Consider the following 24,204-nt stretch of genomic DNA (forward strand, 5'->3'; position numbering starts at 1 on the left):
TACTGACCGGCAGCCTCGCCACAGCGCCCGGCGGGCGCTACTCTGTCGAGGTTTTTTCCTATCCAGTCGTGAACCGCCCAAATGCCAAAAATACAGCTCCTGATCCAGCGCCTTCTCGAACTGATGAAGCGCTATCCCGGGGTCATTGCGCTTGGCGGTTTCATCTCCGGAGTCGGCAGTTTCATCATGGTCGATCGTCAGCAAGGGCTGGCGAGCTGGATCACCGTGATCATGCTGCTCAGCTGGATCTGGCTGATGCTGGAAAACACCCTGACCGGCCTCTTCACCCGCATCTTCAAACGCGAGATTCCCCAGCCGCTGCTGCGTTACGCAACGCAGATGATCCATCAGGAAAGCCTGTTTTTCGTCCTGCCATTCTTCTTCATCACCACGACATGGAACAGCGGCCAGTTGTTCTTCACCGGTCTGCTCAGCGTTGCCGCACTGATCTCCATCGTCGATCCGCTCTACTACAAATGGCTGGCGCCCCGGCGCTGGGCGTTTCTCGCGCTGCACACGCTGACCCTGTTCGCCGCCCTGCTCACTGCGTTGCCGGTGATCATGCACCTGACCACCGCGCAGAGCTTCAAATGGGCACTGGGCATTGCCGTGCTGTTGTCGTTCCCGAGTCTGGCGTCGATCTTCCCGATCCGTACACTGCGCAACGCGCTGGCGATCCTGTGCATCACCGTCGGTATCGGCGGCGTCGGTTGGGCGCTGCGTTCGTGGGTGCCGCCGGCGACGCTGTGGATGACCGATGTGGCGATCAGCACGCAAATGCAGGATCGCACCCCCGGTGCCAGCCTCGACACGGTCAGCGCCGAACAGATTCGTGGTGATGGCCTCTACGCCTACACCGCGATCAATGCGCCGCGCGGGCTCGATGAGCGGATTTATCACGTCTGGCAATTCAACGGCAAAGAGGTCGACCGCATTGCCCTCGACATCCATGGCGGGCGCAAGGAAGGCTACCGGGCGTGGACGCACAAGCAGAACTTCCCCGGCAATCCGGCGGGCAAGTGGCAGGTGCGGGTGCTGACCGAGGATGGCCAGGTGATCGGCGTGCTGCGTTTCGAAGTGACGGACAGCACAGCGATCAAAGAAAAGTAACCGCGTTCGTGCTATTACGTTAGTTCGCCTAATAGCCGAACAAGCACGGAGCTTATGACCAGCAGCTCGATCAGCGGCAATGCCCAACTGGACACGTCGATCAGCCCTGCCCGCCTGCGGGTCACGGGGGACTGGACGCTTGTCCATTACGCCGAGCTCAAGCACCTGAGCGAAAAGCTCCACGGCCAGTACGACGCCAACACGCCGATTGATCTGAATAGCCTCGGCGCCCTCGACACGGCTGGCGCTTCGTTGCTGGTCGAACTGCTCGGCTCCGAGCGTCTCGGCAAATCCGCCGAACACCCCGATTGCACGCTCTCCTCCGCCGACCGCGCGCTGCTGCAAACCGTGTATCAATCGATGACTGATTTCTGCGTGCCGATCAAGGAGGCGGAAGTCAGCGTCAGCGTGCAACTGCTGACCCGGATCGGTCGCGCCGTGGAAACGGTCTGGCAAGACACCCTGCAAGTGCTGGGTTTCATCGGCCTGATCCTGGAAACCATCGCCCGTGGCCTGTTCCGGCCCAAACGCTGGCGCATCACGCCGATGATCGCGCACATCGAACAGACCGGCCTCGACGCCGCGCCGATCGTGGCGTTGCTGACCTTTCTGGTGGGTGCGGTGGTGGCGTTTCTCGGGGCTACGGTGCTGGCCAGTTTTGGCGCGACGATTTTTACCGTGGACCTGGTGGGCTTCTCGTTTTTGCGTGAATTCGGCGTGCTGCTCACGGCGATCCTGATGGCCGGGCGCACCGCCAGTGCCTTCACCGCGCAGATCGGCTCGATGAAGGCCAATGAAGAAATCGACGCGATCCGCACCCTCGGCCTCGACCCGATGGAGCTGCTGGTGGTGCCGCGTGTGCTGGCGATGCTGGTGGCGCTGCCGATGCTGACGTTTCTTGCGATGCTCTGCGGGATTATTGGCGGCGGTGTGGTCTGCGCGGTGTCGCTGGATATTTCGCCGGCGATGTTCCTGACACTGTTGCAATCGGACATCGGCATCCAGCATTTTCTGGTGGGGTTGGTGAAAGCGCCGATCTTCGCTTTCCTGATCGCCGCGATTGGCTGCCTGGAAGGCTTCAAGGTCAGCGGCAGTGCCGAGTCGGTCGGCGCACACACCACGTCTGCCGTGGTGCAATCGATTTTCGTGGTGATCGTGCTCGACGCGGTGGCCGCGCTGTTCTTCATGGAGATGGGCTGGTGAGTCGTCTACCCCGCGCGCCCTCGGAGGCGGTGATCGAAGTCCGTGGCCTGTGCAATCGTTTCGGCAGCCAGAGCGTGCACGAGAATCTCGATCTGGATTTGTACAAAGGCGAGATTCTCGCCGTGGTTGGCGGCTCCGGCAGCGGCAAATCGGTGTTGCTGCGCAGCATCGTCGGTTTGCGCCGGCCCAGCGAAGGCATGGTCAAAGTGTTTGGCAAGAACCTGCCGAGCCTGTCCGAGCATGAGCGTTCGCTGGTCGAGCGACGCTTCGGCGTGCTGTTTCAGAAAGGCGCGCTGTTCTCCTCGCTGACGGTCACCGAGAACGTCGCCCTGCCCCTTATCGAACATGCGGGCCTCAGCCGCAACGATGCCGAGCACCTGGCGGCAGTGAAACTGGCGTTGGCCGGATTACCGCTGTCGGCGGCGGACAAATACCCGGCGTCGCTGTCCGGCGGCATGATCAAGCGTGCTGCGCTGGCGCGGGCCTTGGCGCTGGATCCGGATATTCTGTTTCTCGACGAGCCGACTGCCGGCCTTGATCCGATAGGCGCTGCGCAGTTCGATCAACTGATTCTGACCCTGCGCGATGCACTCGGCCTCAGCGTGTTTCTGGTGACTCACGACCTCGACACGCTCTACACCATTACCGACCGCGTGGCGGTGCTGGCGCAGAAAAAGGTCTTGGTCGCGGGGCCGATCGATGTCGTTTCGGAAACCGATGACGCATGGATTCACGAATACTTCCACGGCCCGCGCGGCCGCTCGGCGCTGGACGCCGCCAAATTGCTCAACGAGGTCTGACATGGAAACCCGAGCCCATCATGTGTTGATCGGCCTGTTCTCAGTGATTGTCGTGGCAGGCGCCCTGCTCTTCGGCCTGTGGCTGGCCAAGTCGAGCGTCGACACTGAGTTCAAGGATTACGAAATTGTCTTCAGCGAGGCGGTCAGCGGTTTGTCCAAGGGCAGCCCGGTGCAATACAGCGGGATCAAGGTCGGCGACGTGATCAACCTGCGCCTTGATCCTAAAGATCCACGGCGCGTGCTGGCGCGGATTCGTTTGGCCGGTGACACGCCAGTCAAAGAAGACACACAGGCCAAACTGGCACTGGCCGGGATCACTGGCACATCGCTCATCCAGCTCAGCGGTGGCACGCCCGAGAGTCCGCAGCTCCGTGGTCACGACGGCAATCTGCCAACCATCGTCGCCTCACCCTCGCCTATCTCGCGACTGCTTAATGACTCTAACGATTTGATGACCGGGATCACCGCGCTGCTGCAGAACGCCAACCAGATGTTCTCCGCCGAAAACGTTGACCGCGTCAGCAAGACGCTCGCCCATCTGGAGCAAACCACCGGGACGATCAACGATCAGCGCGGCGATATCAAGCAGGCCATGCAGCAACTGGCGACCGTCGGCAAACAGGCCGGCAGCATGCTCGAACAGACGTCGCTGCTGATGCGCAACGCCAACGGTTTGATCAACGACCAGGGCAAACAGGCACTGGGCAGCGCCGAGCAGGCGATGAAGTCGCTGGAACAAAGCACGACCACCATCAGCACTTTGCTGAGCAAAAACGAAAACTCCCTCGACAACGGCATGCAGGGCCTCAATGGCCTGGCCCCGGCGATCCGCGAACTGCGTGAGACGCTGACCTCGTTGCGCGCTATTTCCCAACGCCTTGAGGCCAATCCCAGCGGTTACCTGCTGGGCCGTGACAAGAACAAGGAATTCACGCCATGAAGCTGACTCGACTCGCCCTCTTCGCTGCCGGTTTTTCCTTGATCAGCGCCTGTTCGATTCTGCCCAAGTCCGAGCCGGCGGATGTCTATCGCCTGCCAACCGCACAGACGCCCGCCTCGGCCAGTTCGGCGTCGGCTCAATCGTGGTCGCTGCGGCTGAACAAGTTGCAGGCCAGTGAGGCTTTGAACCGGCCGACAATTGCGGTGATTCCTCAGGGCGATGTGATCAGCAGCTACAAGGGCTCGCGCTGGAGTGATCCGGCGCCGGTGCTGGTGCGTAATCGCTTGCTCGACGGGTTTGCGCGTGATGGTCGGGTGACGTTGCTGAGTACCGATGACAGCAACTTTGCCGCGGATCTGGAATTGGGTGGGAGTTTGCAGGCGTTTCAGACCGAATACCAAGGCTCACAGGCCAGCGTTGTGGTGCGCGTCGATGCGTTGCTGGTGCGCGGTTATGACCAGCGCATCCTGGCCAGTCGCCGCTTTGAAGAGCGCCAGCCGTTGAGCGATGTGCAGGTGCCAGCGGTGGTCGCCGGGTTTGGTCAGGCCAGTGATCGCCTGACCACCAAGGTCGTCGCGTGGGCCGTCGACCAAGGCCAAAAGCTCGCCCCTCAAAGACCTTAAGCCCCAACACCAATCCCTGTGGGAGCGAGCCTGCTCGCGAAGGCGTCGTGTCAGACACATCAACGTGAATGACAAACCGCTTTCGCGAGCAGGCTCGCTCCCACATTGGATATTTGTTCAGCCGAAGAACCAGTAGCAGACGAAAATAGCCCCGACCACACCGGCAAACTCTGCCAACAGTGCACAGCCCACCGCATGCCGCGCCCGCTGAATGCCCACCGCGCCGAAATACACCGCCAGCACATAGAACGTCGTCTCGGTACTGCCCTGAATCGTCGCCGCGACCAGCGCCGGGAAGCTGTCGACGCCTGAAGTCTTCATCGTTTCGATGAGCATCGCCCGCGCCGCGCTGCCGGAGAACGGTTTGACCATCGCTGTCGGCAGCGCATCGACAAACCGCGTGTCCCAGCCGGCCCACTCGACCAGATGACGAATGCCGTCCAGCCCGAAGTCCAGCGCCCCGGAAGCACGCAGTACGCCCACCGCACAGAGCATCGCCACCAGATACGGCAGCAGGTTCTTCGCGACATCGAAGCCTTCTTTGGCGCCTTCAACGAACGCCTCGTAAACCTTCACTTTCTTTAACGCGCCGATCAGCAAGAACAGCATGATCAGCCCGAACAGCGTGAGATTGCCGAGGATCGACGACAATCCCGCCAAAGCGGTTGCTGACAGGGTGCCCAGCAGCGCCATGAAGCCACCGAGAATCAGCGCGCCGGGAATCAGATAGGCCAACACCACCGGATCCCAGATCCGCAGACGCTGCATGAACGCCACCGAGAGGAAGCCGACAATCGTCGAGCAACTGGTCGCCAGCAGGATCGGCAGGAACACCAGCGTCGGATCCGGCGCGCCTTGCTGTGCGCGGTACATGAAGATCGTCACCGGCAGCAGGGTCAGGGAGGAGGCGTTGAGCACCAGGAAGAGGATTTGCGCGTTACTGGCGATGGTGGCACTGGGATTGAGCTCCTGCAGCGCCTTCATGGCTTTCAGGCCGATGGGCGTGGCCGCGTTGTCGAGGCCCAGACCGTTGGCGGCGAAGTTCAACGTGATCAGGCCGAGGGCAGGGTGTCCGGCCGGGACTTCCGGCATCAGCCGCAGAAACAGAGGGCCGAGCACCTTGGCCAGCCATTCGACGATCCCGGCCTTTTCGGCAATGCGCAGGAAGCCCAGCCACAAGGTGAGGGTGCCGAACAGCAGCACCATGACCTCGACCGAGAGCTTGGCCATGGCGAAAATGCTTTCCACCATCGCCGCAAAGATCCCGGCGTTGCCGCCGATCAGCCACTGCGCCAGCGCCGACACGGCTGCCACGATGAAGAAGCCAAGCCACAGGCCATTAAGCATCAGTCAAATCCCCCGAAGAATGCGGCGAATGATAGCGGGGTCGCCAGAAACGACAAACCCCGGATTTCTCCGGGGTTCGTATGGCTGACTCGGTCCACTGTAGGAGTGAGCCTGCTCGCGATGGCGGTGTATCAGACAACAGAGATGTTGAACGTACAGCCCTCATCGCGAGCAGGCTCACTCCTACAGGGATTTGTGTCAGTTCTTGGAAATTTCGCCAGCTGGCAGTTTTTCCTTGCTGCGCCAGTGCGGCAGGGAGTTCCAGTAGCGCTCGCCTTTGGCATCGTCGTACATGCCTTCCCAACGTGCGATTACCAGCACAGCCAGCGCGTTACCGATCACGTTCAGAGCGGTACGGGCCATGTCCATAACGCGGTCGACACCCGCGATGAACGCCAGGCCTTCCAGCGGGATACCGACGCTGCCCAGGGTCGCCAGCAGCACCACGAAGGACACGCCCGGTACACCGGCGATGCCTTTGGAGGTAACCATCAGGGTCAGGACCAGCAGCAGCTGCTGGCTGATCGACAGGTCGATGCCGTACAGCTGAGCGATGAAGATCGCGGCGATGGACTGGTACAGGGTCGAACCGTCGAGGTTGAACGAGTAACCGGTCGGCACGACGAAGCTGCAGATGGCTTTCGGTGCGCCGTAGGCTTCCATCTTCTCGATCACGCGTGGCAGCACGGTTTCCGACGAGGCGGTGGAGTAGGCCAGTACCAGCTCATCCTTGAAGATGCGCATCAGCTTGAACACCGAGAAACCGAACATCTTGGCGATCAGGCCCAGCACCACAAAGGCGAAGAAGGCGATGGCGAAGTAAACCAGGATGACCAGTTTGGCCAGCGGCACCAGCGAGGCGAAGCCGAAGTTGGCCACGGTCACCGCGATCAGGGCGAACACGCCGATCGGCGCGTAGTTCATGATCATGTGGGTGACTTTGAACATGCTTTCCGAGACGCCCTGGAACATCTTCACCAGCGGTTCGCGCAGGTCCGACTGCAGGCTCGACAGACCGAGACCGAACAGCACGGAGAAGAAGATGATCGGCAGCATTTCGCCGCGGGCCATGGCCGCGAAGATGTTCGACGGGATCAGGTTGAGGATGGTCTCGATGAACGCGTGTTCATGCTGTACTTCGGCGGCGGTCGCCTGGTACTTGGAGATATCCACTGTGCCCAGGGTGCTCATGTCGATGCCGGCACCCGGATGGAACACGTTTGCCAATACCAGGCCAACGAGGATGGCGATGGTGGTGACGATTTCGAAATAGATAATCGTCTTCAGGCCGATACGCCCGAGCTTCTTGGCGTCACCCACGCCGGCAATGCCGACGATCAGGGAGGAGATGACGATCGGGATCACGATCATCTTGATCAGACGGATAAAGATATCGCCTGCTGGTTGCAGGACGTTGCTGATCCACCAGGCTTTCTCGGCACTGAAGTGGTTGAGCAACGCACCAATTGCAATACCCAATACCAGACCGATGAGGATCTGCCAGGCGAGGCTAAGTTTTGCCTTCTTCATTATCTTTACCCTTACTTGCGTTTGACTCAGGCACATGCAGGAACTGGAACGCTCTTTAGCGGAAAAGTCTGTGCATCTGCCTCCGTATAAGGTGCCCCGAAGCGCGTGATTACGGCTCTTCGGCAGGCGAAAAAAGGCGCAACTATTCCGATGCAAGGTTGCGCCGTCTAATGCCGTAAACGCCTACCCTATGCCGAATCGGCATGAGCTTTTTTAAATGAAACTGGCGTCCCAACCGGTTCGATTGTGACATTTCGGCCGGCATAAGTGCCGTGAACCGGCCATCACAGAGCAGGTTGATTATTTTTTGAACGAGAAAAATCGACAAAAATCTTGGGAAAAAGCCTACGTGGCAAGACTAGAAGTCCTACTGTTCAAGCGGTTTTTTTGTCGATATACGGTCGCCAGGAAACACCGCGTAATGTTTTCGCGCGCAGTGTCAGCGATAAAAACAACGAGCTGGACGCTCTGGATCAATGTTTTGTCTGATTGAAAGCTCAGCGCAAGTCCGTCGAACCGCTGTGGGTCGGCGAACCTGCGGCGCAGCTTTTACCCTGACCCGGCCCTTGCGCAGGCACTCCCTGTACCCGTAGGTCACTCCGACCCTGCAACAGTCAGAACGTCCCGGCCCCCTGGTCATGCGCCAGCCTTCCTCAGGTCGGCACAATGGAAAGCAGCAGGGCTGCTGCCTTCATGTTCAGATCAGTACCACTTCGGATCTTTCTTCAGGGTTTCCATCAAAAGAGCCTGCATGCCCTGGTCGGGTTTGCCGAGGAAGCGGTAGGTGGCATGTCGCGTTGGCGACTTGTCCGCGGGCAGTCCCTCGGGCACATCAACGAGCATGGCGTAAGCATCTTTCTTGTCGAAACTGAACGCGACGATCAAGCGGTGGTTCAGGCACTTGTCTGCGGATTCGCAGAGCGGGCCGACCAGATACTGGTCGCCATCTTCAGTCACGGCATTCATCTGTTGGTCAGGCGTGCCGGACAGGTTCATCACCCATTCCGGCAGGCGCTCTTCCTTCTTCACCACGCCTTCCCAGGTTTCCCGGTATTGCGGGTCGGAACTCAACAGTTCGTTGACCCGCGTCTGGCCATCATTGGCCGCCATCGCCATGGCACTACCGCCCAGAAGCAGGGCGGCTGCCAGTGTCTTCAAAGCACTCATCGTTAACCTCGGCCGCGACGGCCAAAGAAGAAGGAAGCGATGAACATCACCAGGAACACGACAAAGAGAATCTTGGCGATACCCGTGGCGGTGCCCGCGATACCACCGAAGCCCAGTACTGCAGCGATGATGGCAATGATCAAGAATGTAATTGCCCAGCTCAACATGGTGATTCTCCTTACTTCTCTATTTAGGGGTGGTGCGTGTCCCGGCGCTGCGCGCCCGAATTCATTCAATCAGTCAGAAAACCCAACGCTCTTCACGTGGCAGTTGATCGAGCGGCTGCGCCTGATCGACATCCATCATGCGCATCGAGGCGCTTTCGGCCTGGCTGCTGCTGACGGCGCTGAAGTGCGTTTGTGTGCTGTGCTGGATCGAGATCAGCGGCTCAACCTGCTGGCTGTTTTCCCAGCGCAGGTATTGCTGGCAGGCGATCAGGGTGATCAACAGCGCAAGTACGCCAAACAGACCTTGCTGGATATGCAGTGGCGAGATACGCACTTGGGCGGCACGTTGGCGAGTCATCCTGGGTTCCTCACTCTTATTCGGTTGGGGCAGTTCGTATCTGCCCGGGCTGAATGAGGTATTGCAGCCTGCATGCCAGTTTTTTCAATGAAAAATATTCAATAAAATCAATATGTTACAAGCTTGTCGAAAAGCGTTAGCGACGCATCCTGCACGATGGGCCATCTGGGATCGTGCGCAATGCACGATTTTTTCGTAGGAGATTTCATTCTTATGGAATTGAGAGCAGGGCGCAGATGTCAGAAAAGTACGCAGGGAATGCCCTGCAAATCGGAATTTGTTTAAAAAACCAACAAAATCAACGTATTGGCCGTAAAGGCAGGAGAGGGCTACCCTCCTATGGCTGGCATCGTTCAGAATCAACCATGCAACTTGCCCGATTTTTCCGGGACTAACCCAAGACCAATCACTATGGAGCGTAGGAAAAATGGAATCTGCCACTGAGCATCAAGGCCGCATTCTGCTGGTGGACGACGAATCCGCCATCCTGCGTACCTTCCGTTATTGCCTCGAAGACGAGGGCTATACGGTTGCCACCGCCAACAGCGCGGCTCAGGCCGACGCCCTACTGCAACGGCAGGTCTTCGACCTGTGCTTCCTTGATCTGCGTCTGGGCGAAGACAACGGTCTCGACGTGCTGGCGCAGATGCGTATTCAGGCGCCTTGGATGCGTGTGGTGATTGTGACCGCGCATTCGGCCGTCGATACTGCCGTCGATGCGATCCAGGCCGGCGCTGCTGATTATCTGGTCAAGCCATGCAGCCCGGATCAACTGCGTCTGGCCACCGCCAAGCAATTGGAAGTGCGCCAACTGTCGGCGCGCCTCGAGGCGCTGGAAGGAGAGATCCGCAAGCCGAAAGACGGTCTCGATTCCCACAGCCCGGCGATGAAAGTGGTACTGGAAACGGCCCGCCAGGTCGCCAGCACTGACGCCAACATTCTTATTCTTGGCGAGTCCGGCACCGGTAAAGGTGAGCTGGCCCGAGCGATTCATGGCTGGAGCAAACGCGAGAAGAAATCCTGCGTAACCATCAACTGCCCGTCGTTGACCGCCGAACTGATGGAAAGCGAGCTGTTCGGTCACAGCCGTGGCGCCTTTACCGGGGCCAGCGAAAGCACTTTGGGTCGGGTAAATCAAGCGGACGGCGGTACGCTGTTTCTCGACGAGATCGGCGACTTTCCCCTGACATTGCAACCAAAGTTGCTGCGTTTCATTCAAGACAAGGAATATGAGCGGGTAGGCGATCCGGTCACCCGTCGCGCTGACGTGCGCATTCTGGCGGCAACCAACCTCAACCTTGAAGACATGGTTCGTGACGGTCGTTTCCGTGAAGATCTGCTCTATCGCCTGAACGTCATCACCCTGCACCTGCCACCACTGCGTGAACGTGCCGAGGACATCCTGACTCTGGCCGACCGTTTCCTCGCGCGCTTCGTCAAAGAGTACGCGCGTCCGGCACGAGGCTTCAGCGACGAGGCTCGTGAAGCACTGCTCGGCTACCGCTGGCCGGGCAACATTCGCGAGTTGCGCAACGTGGTCGAGCGGGCGAGCATCATCTGCCCGCAGGAACGCGTGGAAATCAGCCACCTCGGCATGGCCGAACAACCGGCCAACAATGCGCCAAGAGTCGGTGCGGCATTGAGCCTCGACGAATTGGAGAAAGCCCACATCGGCGCGGTTCTCGCCACCGCCGGTACGCTGGATCAGGCGGCGAAAACCCTCGGCATCGATGCTTCGACCCTGTACCGCAAGCGCAAGCAGTACAACCTGTGAGCGATCGACGATGAAACTGGCGATGAAGTTGCGGACACGCTTGTTCCTGAGCATTTCCGCGCTGATCACTGTGGCCTTGCTCGGGCTGCTGCTCGGGCTGGTCAGCGTGATGCAGATGGCCGGTACTCAAGAGGCCTTGGTGCGCAGCAACTTCGTCACTCTGGATCTGGGGCTCAAGTTGCGGCAGACGCTGGGTGATCAACTGATCATCATGCTCGCGGAAAAGCCTGATCCCGTGGCGTTCGAAGCGTCGAAGCAGCATTACTTCGAGTTGCTGGACCAAGGCATCGCCCAAGAACAAAAGGGCGATGGCCGGTTATACGGCTTCAGTCGGGCAAAAGCGGATTATCTGAGCTTCCTGGAAGCTTTCGATTTGTCCCGAGACCCGGCCAGCTCGATGAGCAGCAGCGCCGACTTTCGAGAGCGTTTCAACACGCTGCGTAACGGGCTGATCACCGAACACAAGCATGCGCTGGACAACATCAACGCGGTACAGCGTGAGGCGCGTGACCGTGCCTTGTTGATTGCGGGTCTGCTGGGATTTGTCGGATTGGCGGTGCTGATCATCGGTTTCATTACGGCCCACGGCATTGCCAGGCGTTTCGGCGCGCCGATCGAGGCGCTGGCGAAAGCGGCGGACAATATCGGCCAAGGCAATTTTGAAGTAACCCTGCCGATTTCCTCGGCGATGGAGATGAATCTGCTGACCAAACGCTTCGGCCTGATGGCTGAAGCGCTGCGTGAGCATCAGGCGACCAACGTCGATGAATTGCTCGCGGGCCAGCAACGCTTGCAGGCGGTGCTCGACAGCATCGATGACGGCTTGCTGATGATCGATCGTCAGGGGAATCTGGAGCACCTCAATCCCGTCGCCCAGCGGCAGTTGGGTTGGGATGATGATCGTCTCGGCCAGGGACTGGGTACGGCGCTTGGGCGGCCCGAGCTGGATGCGCAACTGCAACTGGTCTTGCGCGGCGGCACTCTGGAGCGGGCGCCGGAAGATTTGAGCATCGAGGTCGATGGCGAATCACGGTTGTTGACCTACAGCCTGACGCCCGTCAGCCACACGCAAGGTCATATCCTCGGCGCTGTGATGGTCTTGCACGATGTCACCGAGCAGCGCGCCTTTGAGCGGGTGCGCAGTGAATTCGTCTTGCGCGCCTCCCATGAGCTGCGCACGCCGGTCACCGGTATGCACATGGCGTTCGGTTTGTTCCGTGAGCGGGCGAAGTTTCCAGCGGAATCCCGCGAGGCAGATCTGCTCGACACGGTGAACGAGGAAATGCAGCGTCTGATGCAGTTGATCAACGACTTGCTTAACTTTTCGCGTTATCAGAACGGTCTGCAGAAACTCACGCTGGCGCCGTGCTCCATCGAAGATTTGCTGGAGCAGGCGCAATTGCGTTTTGCCGATTCGGCGGCGGCCAAGGGCATCGCCCTGAATGTCGAAGTACAGGCGCCGCTGCCACGTTTGCAGGCCGATCAGGCGCAGCTCGATCGCGTACTCGACAACCTCATCGACAACGCCCTGCGCCATACCGCCCGTGACGGTCAGATCCGCTTGCAGGCGCGTCGACATGGTGAGCGGGTGATCATCAGTGTTGAAGACAATGGCGAAGGTATTGCTTACGGCCAGCAGGGGCGGATCTTCGAGCCGTTCGTGCAGGTCGGGCGCAAGAAGGGCGGCGCCGGACTGGGTCTGGCGCTATGCAAGGAAATCGTCCAGCTGCATGGCGGGCGGATGGGCGTCTATTCGAGGCCGGGGCAGGGCACGCAGTTCTATATGGCGCTTGCCGTCTAGGCTTCATCATCCATACGGCGCCCGGCAAGGCGTCGCCCGCGCGTAATCAGCTCAATGAACTGCACTGCGCTCAGGGCATGGGCGAACAACCAGCCCTGGCCGAACTTGACGCCTTCGCTGCTGAGCAATTCGGCCTGTGATTCCAGTTCGATGCCTTCGGCAATCACCTTCAGATCCAGAGCCTGGGCCATGTGAATGATGTGCGGGGCGACGCCGCTGCTCGCCGCGTCATGGCCGAGGGCGTCGATAAAGGCTTTGTCGATTTTCAGGCAGTCGACCGGCAGGGTTTGCAGGTAGGCGAGGCTGCAATAGCCGGTGCCAAAATCGTCGATCAACACTTGATGGCCAACATCGCGCAGCGCTTGCAGGTTTTCCCGCGCCACTACCACATCAATCAAGCCACGCTCGGTGACTTCGAAGGCAATCTGCCGTGCGGCCACCCGGTGCAGTGTAAGCAGTCGCGCCATGACCTGGCCGATGCGCGGCACCATCACGTCGCAGGCGGCGAGGTTGACCGAGATATACAGTTGCGGATTGGCCCGCAGCACCGGACCCAGTTGCTCCAGCAAACGCTGGAGGACAAAGTCTGTCATCTGGCGGATCTGCCCGGTATTTTCCGCCATGGGGATAAACAGATCGGGGCTGGTCAGCGTGCCATCCGGGCGGCGCCAGCGCAGCAATGCTTCGGCGCCGACGCAATTGCGACTGTCGAGATCGAAGATCGGCTGATAGAGCACCTGCAACTCGCCTCGACGAATCGCGCCGTGCAGTTCCGCGTCCAGCGACTGGCGCTGGCGCACCAGCAGGAAAACGAAAAACCCCAGAAATGCGCCGAGCAGCACACACGCCGGGATCATCCACCACCAGATAGCGGGAATATGTATTCCGGTCCTGGGTGTGATCAGCACCAGCTGATATTCCGGGTTGTTGGTGGGCATGCGGTAGATCAGCCGGGTTTGCGTGACTTGCAAGGCATCGCGGCTTTTCGGTGGCCAGTGTTCCGTGGGCGGCCAGGCTTGCGCCATGCCGAGCACCGGGATGGCCCGGGTGCCGTGATCGAGTACCACCAGCAGGCTGCTGCCGGGAGACAGATCGACCATGTCGGTCAGGTGCCCGCGCGAGGTGGCCACGCGGAAGTTGCCGCGACCCAGCATCAGGGCTGCGCGGTTTTCATCCGGTTCAGTGGTGGTGTTCAGCCAATAGCTGTAAGTCGGGCCTTTGATGTCCGGCGCGCGGACAACCGACAGGCCTTCCTGACGCGGGCGGTTGGAGCAGATCCGCGAGGCGTCCATGTAAGCCGCTTCGTAGACGAAGCGATAGTTGAAGGTGACTTGCTGCAAGGTGGCGATCATTTCATCGTCACAACTGCGCAGCGGCTGGGCTTCGAGATCGTCGAGACTTTCGCGTAACTGGCCGAACAATTGTTCGAGGCGGGCGAGGAAACGTTCGCCTTGCGCGTTCATTTCCTGACTTTCGCTTTGCTCGACCTGACGCATTGCCACGAACATTCCACCTGCGATCAGCAGGCAGGCACTGAGGACAGCCGCGATCATCGCCAAAAACCACGGGCGATAAAACCAGCTACGCAGTGTCTCTCGGGTAGCAACCATCATGGAATATCCGAAGAATTACCAATGAGTTATAGCTGCTGATTGCGATTTCGCCCTGACCGTCGGGCGGGCGTCATTATTTTGTCTGATTGAGCACAAGCAAGAGTGCTGCCGTTTGCGCATCCGGCGTGCCGTCGAAGCGCGAAGGCCGGAAGTGCATCTGGAAGGCTGCGAGGACGTGGCGCGTCGCAACGTCCAGTTCGCCGGTTTGCGGCGTGTCATAACCCAAGTGCGCCAGTTGTGCCTGGAACCAGCTGATGCTCGGCAGTTCGCTGCTGTTGAACAGCGCTTGCTGGCGCGCCACGGCTTGTTCATTTGGCCACAGGCCCAAACCCTCGGCGGCGAGGCGTTTCCACGGGAACAACGGTCCTGGATCAAGCTTGCGCAGCGGCGCGATGTCGCTATGGCCAATGATGTGTCGCGGGCTGATGCCGTTGCGCTTGCTGATGTCCTTGAGCAGGACGATCAATGATTGAATCTGCGCCTCGCTGTACGGATACCACAGGCGTCCGGTCGGCGTGTCCTTGAAGCCCGGGTTGACGATTTCGATGCCGATCGAACTGGAGTTGAGCCAGGTGCGGCCCTGCCATTGGCTTTCGCCGGCGTGCCAGGCGCGCTGGTTTTCATCCATCAGCTTGTAGACAGTGCCGCTCTTGTCGTCGCCGATCAGGTAATGGCTGCTGACTTCGCCGTGGGTCAGCAATTGCAGCGAGCGCTCCAGCGAGGCCGACGTGTAATGCACGACCACAAACTGAATGCGGCTGTCGTAATTGGCCGAAGGATGGCTGGTGTTGTAGCGCGGGCCGCTGGCACAACCGGCCAGAACGAGCAGCGAAGCGAGGAGGGTAAAGAATTTCATGGCAGAAGGCAGTACACGCAAGACAGTAATGCAACAGTGTAACGTACTGCCTTGCGTCTCGACGGTCAGCGGGCGGATTTAAACAAAATGGAACAATTTGCTCAGCCCAGCTCGACCCGGTTGCGTCCTGCATTTTTAGCGCGGTAAAGCGCCTGATCGGCTCTTTTCAGCACCAGATCGCTGTGTTCTCCAGCGCGGAATGTTGCCAGTCCCATGGAGATGGTGATCGTCACTCGCTCACCCTTGAAGTGAAACGGGCAGGCTTCGATTGCCGCTCGCAACGTTTCCAGCAATTTCGCACCGATTGCAGGCGGAGTGGCCGGTAGCAGCAGTACGAATTCCTCACCACCAAAACGCGCAATGAAGTCGGAGCCGCGCAGGCGTTTGCGCAGCACGGTGGCAACGATTTTCAGCACCTTGTCGCCGGCCAGATGGCCGTAGTTGTCATTGATGCGTTTGAAGTGATCCAGATCGAGCATCGCCAGGCTCAGGGTGTTGCCGTGCTGCTGCCACTGCTTGATTTCATGTTCGAGGCGTTCGCTCCACGCAGCGCGATTGGGCAGGCCGGTGAGCGGATCGATCAGGGCTTTCTGTCTTTGTACTTCAAGATGTTCGCGGAAACCCTGGGCTTCCTGCTCCATATGCGCCACGCGCTCGGACAGGCTTTTCAGCCGCGTTGCGACTTCCTGTTCGCGAGCGTCGCGCTGCTTCTGGTGCTGGTCCATGGTGCCTAGCAGGCCCTCGAGATGGTTCTCCAGCACATGCTTGAGGTCTTCCAGATCCGCCGCTTCCTGCACGCTGGTCTGCAAACCGTCGACTTGCTCGCGGATCTGCGTGTCCATTGCCCGCGCCGCCGAGCTATTGTCGGCATGCCCTTCGCTGGCGGCTTGCAGATTGCTCTGGAACGCTTCGAGGCGCTCGTTGAGCTGTTGCAGGTAGGCTTCGAATTCGTGCTGGCCGCTGTCGGTGATCGCCAGCATCAACGTCGCCAGATCGTCGAGGATCGGGATCAGTTCGTACCAGTTCAAGCCATGTTTCAGTCTTTCACGCATGGCTTCGGCTTGCGGACGGTGGCGCTCCGGCAGGGTCAGGTCGTCGAGGAGGCCGATCAGGGTGTCTTCGATGTGTTTGGCCACGGAGCTGTAAGACGGCTCCGGGGTATCCGGCAAGGCGAACAGGATGTCGTGCTCGGGCTGTTCCGGGTCGATGGCTGCCAGCGCCTGGGCAATCGGTTCGGGCAGCGGCAGGCTGTCGAGGATCAGCGGTGCCGGGTCGCCGGGGTGGATCAGCTCATCAGGATTGATGGCGGCGGGCGCGATGGGCGTCTGAGCTGGAGCTGCGGCGAAAACAGGCTCGGGCTCGATGTGCTCAGCCTGCGGTTCGACCGCAGGGCTACTGACTTTGCTGACGACCGTGGGTGGTACAAAGTTAACCACCTCTGCCGGTTCCGGTTCCAAATGAGCCTGGGCGGCTGGCGTCGTTGTTTCGACGGACACCACAGCTTCGATGGCAGGCGCTGCCGTCATGGCTTCGATCACGGCGACAGGGGCGGGCTGTGCGGCTTCTGGTTCGGGCGCCGGTGGGGCAGGCGGTTGCGGCGGCGTGGCTTGCAGCGGCGCGGGTGATTCTGTCGCTGGCGCTTCGCTGTCACGACTACCGAACAGACGCTGCAACAATCCCGGGCGACCCGGCTCTGCCGGGGTGTCCAACTGACTTAACGCTTTGCCCTGCAAACCACTGAGCTCACTTAACAGCAATGGCATTTCCCGCGCCGAACCGACGCGGCCATCCAGTTGTTTGGCGAATTTCTTCAGCGGCTGGGCGACCTCACGCGGCAGCGGCAAAGCCTGCAACTGGGTGACCAGCGACGTCAGCGCGGTACTGACCTGATCGATGCGGGTTTCGCGGCGCTGCTCGGAATCGAGCACGGCTTTTTCCAGGCGCGGCAGGAGGGCGGCGAGGCCGGCGTCCATGTCATCGGTGCGCACCACGTCGCGCATCTCTTTCATGCACTGATCAACGACTTTATCGGTGCCTTCGGCCGCCAGCGTGCTGCGCACCAGGCCGCGGCGCAGCAAATCGAGCCTGGCGGCCCAGCGGCGTTCGAGTTTGTCCTGTTGTTCGATGCTTTTGAGGTACTTCTCTTTCCAGCGCTGGGCGTCGTCGCTCATTCAGGGGTTCCGCGAGGGGCAGGACTCAACGCGGGCAATGCATCGGCCGTGAGCGAACCCGGCAGACGAATCTCTACCGCGACCGGCAGGTGATCGGAAATCGGTTGTGCCAGCACTTCGACCTTTTCCAGGGTTAGGGTCGGGCTGAGCAAAATATGATCAAGACAGCGCTGAGGGCGCCAGCTGGGGAATGTCGCTTCCACCTGCGGGGCCAGCAGGCCGAGATCGCGTAACGGTGAATGTTGTAGCAGATCGCTGGCATGGGTGTTCATGTCGCCCATCAACACTTGGTGTTTGTAACCGCCAATCAGCTCACGAATATAGGCCAGTTGCAGGCTGCGGGTTCGCGCGCCAAGGGCCAGGTGCATCATCACCACCACCAGCGCTTCCGGGCCTTCGCCGAAACGCAGCAGAATCGCCCCGCGACCTTTCGGCCCGGGCAGCGGGTGATCTTCGATCGCCGACGGTTTCAGGCGACTGAGCACGCCATTGCTGTGCTGAGCGAGTCGGCCGAGGTTGCGATTGAGTTGTTGATACCAGTAGGGAAAGGCGCCGAGCTGCGCCAGATGTTCCACCTGATTGACGTAGCCCGAACGCAGGCTGCCGCCATCGGCTTCCTGCAGGGCGACCAGATCGAAGTCGCCCAGCAAGTCACCGATCTTTTGCAGATTGCCTGAGCGGCCGTTGTGCGGCAGCAGGTGCTGCCAGCTGCGGGTCAGGTAATGTCGATAGCGCTCGGTGCTGATGCCGACCTGGATATTGAAACTGAGCAAGCGCAGACGCTGGTCTGCGGGCAGGCCCGTGGACTCCAGGTGATGCTCGTTGACCTGCGGATCATGCAGGCCAACGATGCGTTCAGACTTCCAGCGGCGCATGGCGGTAGCCGCGCTTAGTTGGCTGCAGCCTTGGTTGCCGCTCGCTCTTTGGCGACCAGTTGGTCAGCCAGTTTCAACGCTTGCTCGGCGCCGCCGGCAGAGCCGATGTCGAAACGGTACTTGCCGTTGACGATCATGGTGGGTACGCCAGTGATCTCATACTTCTTGGCCAGTTCGCGAGCTTTTACGATCTGACCTTTGATGGCGAAAGAGTCGAAGGTGGCGAGGAACTTGTCCTTGTCCACGCCCTGGGTGGCGAGGAAGTCAGCCATGTCGTTCTTGTCGGTCAGCTTTTTGTGTTGTTTCTGGATTGCTTCGAAAACCGCCGCGTGAACCTTGTGCTCGACACCCATGGCTTCGAGGGTCAGGAACATCTGGCCGTGAGCGTCCCATGGGCCGCCGAACATCGCCGGAATACGCACGAAGTTGACGTCGGATGGCAGTTTTTCAACCCACGGGTTGATCACCGGTTCAAAGGCGTAGCAGTGCGGGCAGCCGTACCAGAACAGCTCGACCACTTCGATCTTGCCAGGCTCTGCAACCGGTACCGGGTTGGCCAGTTCCACGTAAGGGGCGGCTGGGGCTTCGGCGGCTTGAGCGGTCACGCCGAACAGGCTGGCAGCGACGAGAGCGGCGCTGATGATCAGATTACGCATGCTTTACTCCTGGACAATTTGGGTCGCCTCGCGCGACCTGTTTTCAGACAGATCCTGGCGGGCATGAGTTCTGTAGTGTAACGGCAGCGGCCACAAAAAAGGGCGGCCAAAGCCACCCTTTTTATACTTGCTGCGACGGATTAATCGAGCGTTAACGTTGCAGGAGATGTCCATCGTCTGCAGCGCTCGATCCGTAGGCCTTAGTGCAGACCCTGAATGTAGCTGGAGACCGCAGCGATATCTTCGTCGCTCAGGCGTTTGGCGATGGTTTGCATGGTCATGGTGTCACCGTCGTTGTTGCGGCCGCCTTCTTCCTTGCGGAAATCAGTCAGCTGCTTGGCGATGTATTGAGCGTGTTGGCCACCCAGGTGCGGGAAGCCGGCAGCTGCGTTGCCGGCGCCGTTCGGCGAGTGGCAACCGGTGCAGGCGGGCAGGCCCTTGGCCAGGTTGCCGCCACGGAACAGCGCTTCACCGCGAGCGACGATCTTCGGATCGGCGGCGCCGACGCTGCCTTTCTGGCTGGCGAAGTAGGCGGCGATGTCGGCCAGGTCCTGATCGCTCAGGTTAGTCAGCAAGCCAGTCATTTCCAGAACGGTGCGCTTGCCCGACTTGATGTCGTGCAGTTGCTTGGTCAGGTAGCGTTCACCTTGACCGGCCAGTTTCGGAAAGTTTGGCGCCATGCTGTTCCCGTCCGGGCCATGGCAGGCTCCACATACGGCGGCTTTTGCCTGGCCTGCTGCGGCATCACCGGCAGCATGGGCGAAGCCTGAGATTCCCACGGTCAACAGCAGACTCACGATCAATTTGTTCATCAGCTAATCCAACTACGGCTAAGGGTTAAGTTATGGACCGGGCTTACTCGCGCTCATCCACAGGATGATGGCTTGGTAATCCTCGGCACTGCAGTCCATGCACAAACCACGCGGCGGCATCGCCTTGAAACCCTGGGTCACGTGTTGCACCAGCGTCCCCATACCTTTCGCCAACCTCGGCGTCCAAGCTTCCTGATCGCCTCTTTCGGGCGCCATGGGTAGTTGGCCGGAATGACAGGCACCACAAACACGGTTGTACACAGCTTCCGGATCCTGTGTAGCCTGTGCGCTGTAAAGCGGCATCAAGACTCCGGCAGCCAGCAGCCATTTCGTCATAAAACGACCTTTTCAGGGTTGAGAGCGTTCTGCGTTCTAATGCGCAATCAAGGTCTGTCGCTCTCGTGAACTTCATCCTACGCTGGGACAAAGCACACACAAAATCTGCGGCATTATATACTGGCGTCACTGAAACGGAAGCGACACCGCGTTCCGCGCCCAATCCCGGCGCCGCCCACATCGGAAATCCCATGCAACTCAAGAATCCCATCCTCGGCCTGTGCCAACAGTCCACGTTCATGCTCAGTGCCGCCAAAGTCGATCAATGCCCTGACGACGAAGGCTTCGAAGTGGCGTTCGCCGGTCGTTCCAACGCCGGCAAATCCAGCGCACTGAACACCCTGACTCACGCCAGCCTGGCGCGCACCTCGAAAACTCCGGGTCGCACACAGCTGTTGAACTTCTTCAAGCTAGACGAAGATCGCCGTCTGGTCGACCTGCCGGGCTACGGTTACGCAAAAGTACCGATCCCGCTGAAGATGCACTGGCAGCGTCACCTTGAGGCGTACCTCGGTGGCCGCGAGAGTTTGAAAGGTTTGATTCTAATGATGGACATCCGTCATCCAATGACCGACTTCGACCTGCTGATGCTCGACTGGGCCGTTGCCGCTGGCATGCCGATGCATATCCTGCTGACCAAGGCCGACAAGCTCACCTACGGCGCCGCCAAGAACACCCTGCTCAAAGTGCAGTCGGAAATTCGCAAGGGCTGGGGCGACCTCGTCACCATCCAGCTGTTCTCCGCGCCAAAACGCATGGGCCTGGAAGAGGCCTACACTGTACTGGCCGGCTGGATGGAACTCGCAGATAAAGGCGCCGAGGCGGCCGAGTAAACAGGGATTAGAAAATTTGCTGTGGTGCGCTCAGGCAAGGCGAAAGCACAGCTAAAAAGCGGAGTTTAGGGTGCCTAAATGAGCATTTTTAGCTGTGCTTTCAACGCAGTCTGAGCGTGCCACAGCCAATTTTCGGGCAAAAAAAGCCCCGGATTTCATTGGGGAGGGAGAAATTCCGGGGTTTAAGTTCCGAACCGCTAGGGCGGGGTTCAGATATCTGCCAACACTTAACACAACATAGGAGCATCGAAGGGCTTCACCAGCCATTCAGTATCTCTGAGTGGTGTCCTTCCAGATTAGTTCAGATTTTTTTCAAAAAGCTTTGGAATAATCTCAAGCGCCTTTCGAAATAAGCAGATTTTCCGCGGCTGCCGCGACGTCATGTCGCGGCAAAATCGTCTTCAAATGGCTCAATGAGCCTCATCCCAATTGTTGCCCACACCCACTTCGACCAGCAGCGGCACATCCAGCTTCGCCGCTTCGCTCATGTGTACTCGAATCTCGGTACTGATCTGTTCCACCAGATCCTCACGAACTTCCAGCACCAGTTCATCGTGTACCTGCAGGATGACTTTGGCGTCCAGCCCGGACGTCGCCAGCCAGTTATCCACCGCCACCATGGCTTTCTTGATGATGTCGGCCGCCGTGCCCTGCATCGGCGCGTTGATCGCCGTGCGCTCGGCGGCGGCGCGTTCCTGCGGCTTGTTCGAGTTGATCTCCGGCAAGTACAGACGGCGACCGAAGAAGGTCTCGACATAACCTTGATCCGCTGCCTGCGCGCGGGTGCGATCCATGTATTCGCGAACGCCTGGATAACGGGCGAAGTAGGTGTCGATGTAAGCCTTGGCGGTCTTGGTGTCGACGCCAATGTCCTTGCCGAGCTTCTGCGCACCCATGCCGTAGATCAGGCCAAAGTTGATCGCCTTGGCGCCACGGCGCTGGTCGGAAGTCACTTCGTTGAGCTCGACCTTGAACACTTCGGCAGCAGTCGCGGTGTGCACGTCGAGATTGTTGCGGAAGGCGTTCATCAGGCCTTCGTCCTTGGACAGATGCGCCATGATTCGCAGCTCGATCTGCGAATAGTCCGCCGCCAGCAGTTTGTAGCCTTTCGGCGCGACGAACGCCTGACGAATGCGTCGACCTTCAGCCGTGCGCACCGGAATGTTCTGCAGGTTCGGATCGCTGGAGGACAAACGCCCGGTCGACGCCACAGCCTGATGATACGAGGTGTGGATACGCCCGGTGCGCGGATTGATCTGCTCCGGCAAGCGATCGGTGTAGGTGCTTTTCAGCTTGCTCATCGAACGGTGCTCCATCAGCACCTTCGGCAAACGGTGATCGTCTTCGGCGAGTTTCGCCAACACTTCTTCAGCAGTGGACGGCTGGCCCTTGGCGGTTTTCTTCAGCACCGGCAGACCGAGTTTCTCGTAGAGAATCACGCCCAATTGCTTCGGCGAGCCAAGGTTGAATTCTTCCCCGGCGATTTCGAACGCTTCGCGCTCCAGCGCAACCATTTTGTTGCCCAGCTCAATGCTCTGGATGCCCAGCAGTTCAGCGTCAACGAACGCGCCCTGGCGTTCGATGCGCGCGAGAACCGGCACCAGCGGAATCTCGATGTCGGTCAGCACGCTGGCCAGGCTCGGGATGGCGCTGAGTTTTTCGAACAAAGTCTGGTGCAGACGCAGGGTGATGTCAGCGTCTTCAGCGGCATACGGCCCGGCCTGTTCCAGCGCGATCTGGTCGAAGGTCAGTTGCTTGGCGCCTTTGCCGGCGATGTCCTGGAAGCTCACGGTGGTGTGATCCAGATACTTCTGCGCGAGGCTGTCCATGTCATGGCGGGTGGCGGTGGAGTTGAGCACGTAGGACTCAAGCATCGTGTCGAAGGCGACACCACGTACGTTGATGCCTTGGCTCTGATCGCCACCGATGGCGCAGTTGGCCAGGATGTTCATGTCGAACTTGGCGTGCTGGCCGACCTTGAGCTTGCTCGGGTCTTCCAGAATCGGCTTGAGTGCGCGCAGCACGGTGTCGCGATCCAGCTGTTCCGGCACGCCGATGTAGGAGTGGGTCAGCGGGATATACGCGGCTTCGTTGGCCTGCACGGCGAACGACAGGCCGACCAGTTGCGCCTGCTGCGCGTCGATGCCGGTGGTTTCGGTGTCGAAGGCGAACAGTTTGGCGTTGTTGAGTTTTTCCAGCCAGACGTCGAAACGCGCCTGATCGAGGATGGTTTCGTACGCGGCTTCAGCAGGCGCGGCGGGCGCTTCCTCTGCTGGCGCGCTGAACAGGTCACCGGCCGGCGCAGGCTCGCTGGCTGCGCTCAGTTCCAGACGTTTGGCGTCGCGATCCAGATCATTGATCCAGCTTTTGAATTCCAGCAGCGAGTACAGCTCGTAGAGCTTGGCCGGGTCTTCTGCGCCCATTTGCAGGTCGTCGAGTTCAACGTCCAGCGGCACATCGACCTTGATGGTCGCCAGTTGATAGGAGAGGAACGCCATCTCCTTGTGCTCTTCGAGCTTGGCCGGCAGGGTTTTCGCGCCGCGAATCGGCAGGGTCGGGACGATGTCGAGATTCGCGTACAGCTCGGTAAGGCCGCCATTGACGCCGACCAACAGGCCGGACGCAGTCTTCGGGCCGATGCCCGGAACGCCGGGAATGTTGTCGGACGAATCGCCCATCAGCGCCAGATAATCGATGATCTGCTCCGGTGCGACGCCGAATTTCTCCTTCACGCCTTCCACGTCCATCGAACTACCGGACATAGTGTTGACCAAGGTAATGTGGCCATCGACCAGTTGCGCCATGTCCTTGTCGCCGGTGGAGATCACCACCGGGCGATCCGCCGCGGCGCTGCTGCGGGCGAGGGTGCCGATCACGTCGTCGGCCTCGACGCCTTCCACGCACAGCAGCGGGAAACCAAGAGCGATCACGCTCTGGTGCAGCGGCTCGATCTGCACGCGCATGTCGTCGGGCATGCTTGGGCGGTTGGCTTTGTATTCGGCGTACATTTCATCGCGAAATGTCCCGCCCTTGGCGTCGAACACCACGGCGAACGGGCTGTCCGGGTACTGCTTGCGCAGACTCTTGAGCATGTTCAGCACGCCCTTGACCGCACCGGTCGGCAGGCCTTTGGAGGTGGTCAGTGGTGGCAGTGCGTGAAAGGCGCGGTACAGGTAAGACGAACCGTCCACCAGGACGAGGGGGGCTTGGCTCATGAGCAGGATCAACCTTT

21 protein-coding genes are annotated in these 24,204 nt (G+C 59.8%); 8 read left to right on the forward strand and 13 right to left on the reverse strand.

The window, feature by feature from the left end; all coding sequences use genetic code 11:
* Window positions 1-81: 81 nt before the first annotated feature.
* Genes PspS49_RS00210 through PspS49_RS00230 form a run of 5 tightly spaced genes read left to right on the forward strand, consistent with a single transcriptional unit; the run spans window position 82 to window position 4,676 of the window.
* Window positions 82-1,110 carry a DUF5924 family protein gene (locus PspS49_RS00210; RefSeq protein WP_127925300.1) on the forward strand — a complete coding sequence of 343 codons (1,029 nt, stop codon included), beginning with the start codon at window positions 82-84 and terminating at the stop codon, window positions 1,108-1,110.
* A 54-nt stretch (window positions 1,111-1,164) separates the two neighbouring features.
* Complete coding sequence (locus PspS49_RS00215; RefSeq protein ID WP_127925301.1) at window positions 1,165-2,313, forward strand: ABC transporter permease; 1,149 nt, start codon at window positions 1,165-1,167, stop codon at window positions 2,311-2,313.
* Window positions 2,310-3,113 (forward strand): ABC transporter ATP-binding protein, encoded by an 804-nt coding sequence (locus tag PspS49_RS00220; protein WP_007911797.1) that lies wholly within the window; start codon window positions 2,310-2,312, stop codon window positions 3,111-3,113. The genes PspS49_RS00215 and PspS49_RS00220 overlap by 4 nt, the downstream gene beginning before the upstream one ends.
* A 1-nt stretch (window position 3,114) precedes the next feature.
* The gene (locus tag PspS49_RS00225) at window positions 3,115-4,053 is read left to right on the forward strand and encodes an MlaD family protein (RefSeq protein WP_127925302.1); all 939 of its coding nucleotides are present in this window, start codon (window positions 3,115-3,117) and stop codon (window positions 4,051-4,053) included.
* Entirely contained in the window at window positions 4,050-4,676 is a 627-nt protein-coding gene (locus PspS49_RS00230) for an ABC-type transport auxiliary lipoprotein family protein (protein WP_150749939.1), read from the forward strand. Before PspS49_RS00225 ends, PspS49_RS00230 begins: the two co-directional genes overlap by 4 nt.
* A gap of 117 nt (window positions 4,677-4,793) precedes the next feature.
* Here the strand turns inward: PspS49_RS00230 and PspS49_RS00235 are convergent, their stop codons facing one another.
* The 5 genes from PspS49_RS00235 to PspS49_RS00255 form a co-directional block, all read right to left on the reverse strand.
* Window positions 4,794-6,023, reverse strand: a complete 1,230-nt coding sequence (locus PspS49_RS00235) for a spore maturation protein (RefSeq protein WP_007911793.1) — start codon at window positions 6,021-6,023, stop codon at window positions 4,794-4,796.
* A 198-nt stretch (window positions 6,024-6,221) separates the two neighbouring features.
* On the reverse strand, window positions 6,222-7,553 hold the full coding sequence (gene gltP / locus PspS49_RS00240; protein ID WP_007911792.1) for a glutamate/aspartate:proton symporter GltP: 1,332 nt from the start codon (window positions 7,551-7,553) through the stop codon (window positions 6,222-6,224).
* A gap of 702 nt (window positions 7,554-8,255) precedes the next feature.
* Window positions 8,256-8,720 carry an inhibitor of vertebrate lysozyme family protein gene (locus tag PspS49_RS00245; RefSeq protein WP_150749941.1) on the reverse strand — a complete coding sequence of 155 codons (465 nt, stop codon included), beginning with the start codon at window positions 8,718-8,720 and terminating at the stop codon, window positions 8,256-8,258.
* A 2-nt stretch (window positions 8,721-8,722) separates the two neighbouring features.
* Complete coding sequence (locus PspS49_RS00250; protein ID WP_003177151.1) at window positions 8,723-8,887, reverse strand: DUF1328 domain-containing protein; 165 nt, start codon at window positions 8,885-8,887, stop codon at window positions 8,723-8,725.
* A 73-nt stretch (window positions 8,888-8,960) separates the two neighbouring features.
* On the reverse strand, window positions 8,961-9,245 hold the full coding sequence (locus PspS49_RS00255) for a hypothetical protein (protein WP_127925304.1): 285 nt from the start codon (window positions 9,243-9,245) through the stop codon (window positions 8,961-8,963).
* 427 nt (window positions 9,246-9,672) lie between these two features.
* Between PspS49_RS00255 and algB the strand changes: the two genes are divergently transcribed.
* Together algB and PspS49_RS00265 are read left to right on the forward strand one after the other, a co-directional pair.
* Window positions 9,673-11,019 (forward strand): sigma-54-dependent response regulator transcription factor AlgB, encoded by a 1,347-nt coding sequence (gene algB / locus PspS49_RS00260; RefSeq protein WP_025112294.1) that lies wholly within the window; start codon window positions 9,673-9,675, stop codon window positions 11,017-11,019.
* 10 nt (window positions 11,020-11,029) lie between these two features.
* Window positions 11,030-12,820, forward strand: coding sequence for an ATP-binding protein (locus PspS49_RS00265; protein ID WP_137218428.1), 1,791 nt, complete (start codon window positions 11,030-11,032; stop codon window positions 12,818-12,820).
* Here PspS49_RS00265 and PspS49_RS00270 read toward each other — a convergent pair.
* From PspS49_RS00270 to PspS49_RS00300, 7 genes are all read right to left on the reverse strand, one after another.
* Window positions 12,817-14,430: an EAL domain-containing protein gene (locus tag PspS49_RS00270; protein ID WP_174245092.1), complete on the reverse strand. Its 1,614-nt coding sequence runs from the start codon at window positions 14,428-14,430 to the stop codon at window positions 12,817-12,819. The genes PspS49_RS00265 and PspS49_RS00270 overlap by 4 nt on opposite strands.
* 76 nt (window positions 14,431-14,506) lie before the next feature.
* Entirely contained in the window at window positions 14,507-15,289 is a 783-nt protein-coding gene (locus PspS49_RS00275) for an N-acetylmuramoyl-L-alanine amidase (RefSeq protein ID WP_127925307.1), read from the reverse strand.
* 101 nt (window positions 15,290-15,390) lie between these two features.
* A complete protein-coding gene (locus PspS49_RS00280; protein WP_160037658.1) occupies window positions 15,391-17,460 on the reverse strand; it encodes a diguanylate cyclase in 2,070 nt (689 codons plus the stop codon).
* Window positions 17,457-18,335 carry an endonuclease/exonuclease/phosphatase family protein gene (locus tag PspS49_RS00285; RefSeq protein ID WP_007911779.1) on the reverse strand — a complete coding sequence of 293 codons (879 nt, stop codon included), beginning with the start codon at window positions 18,333-18,335 and terminating at the stop codon, window positions 17,457-17,459. Before PspS49_RS00285 ends, PspS49_RS00280 begins: the two co-directional genes overlap by 4 nt.
* 14 nt (window positions 18,336-18,349) lie before the next feature.
* Entirely contained in the window at window positions 18,350-18,991 is a 642-nt protein-coding gene (locus PspS49_RS00290) for a thiol:disulfide interchange protein DsbA/DsbL (protein ID WP_122604722.1), read from the reverse strand.
* Between the two features lie 200 nt (window positions 18,992-19,191).
* Entirely contained in the window at window positions 19,192-19,803 is a 612-nt protein-coding gene (locus PspS49_RS00295) for a c-type cytochrome (RefSeq protein WP_016986443.1), read from the reverse strand.
* Window positions 19,804-19,833: 30 nt separating this feature from the next.
* The gene (locus PspS49_RS00300; protein ID WP_045123119.1) at window positions 19,834-20,139 is read right to left on the reverse strand and encodes a c-type cytochrome; all 306 of its coding nucleotides are present in this window, start codon (window positions 20,137-20,139) and stop codon (window positions 19,834-19,836) included.
* Window positions 20,140-20,330: 191 nt separating this feature from the next.
* Here PspS49_RS00300 and yihA point away from each other — a divergent pair, with 191 nt between their 5' ends.
* Entirely contained in the window at window positions 20,331-20,972 is a 642-nt protein-coding gene (gene yihA, locus PspS49_RS00305) for a ribosome biogenesis GTP-binding protein YihA/YsxC (protein WP_007911767.1), read from the forward strand.
* Window positions 20,973-21,382: 410 nt separating this feature from the next.
* Here the strand turns inward: yihA and polA are convergent, their stop codons facing one another.
* Entirely contained in the window at window positions 21,383-24,187 is a 2,805-nt protein-coding gene (gene polA, locus PspS49_RS00310; RefSeq protein ID WP_160037660.1) for a DNA polymerase I, read from the reverse strand.
* Window positions 24,188-24,204 lie beyond the last annotated feature (17 nt).

This window comes from Pseudomonas sp. S49, from assembly GCF_009866785.1.
In the GTDB taxonomy this organism is placed as follows: Bacteria; Pseudomonadota; Gammaproteobacteria; order Pseudomonadales; family Pseudomonadaceae; genus Aquipseudomonas.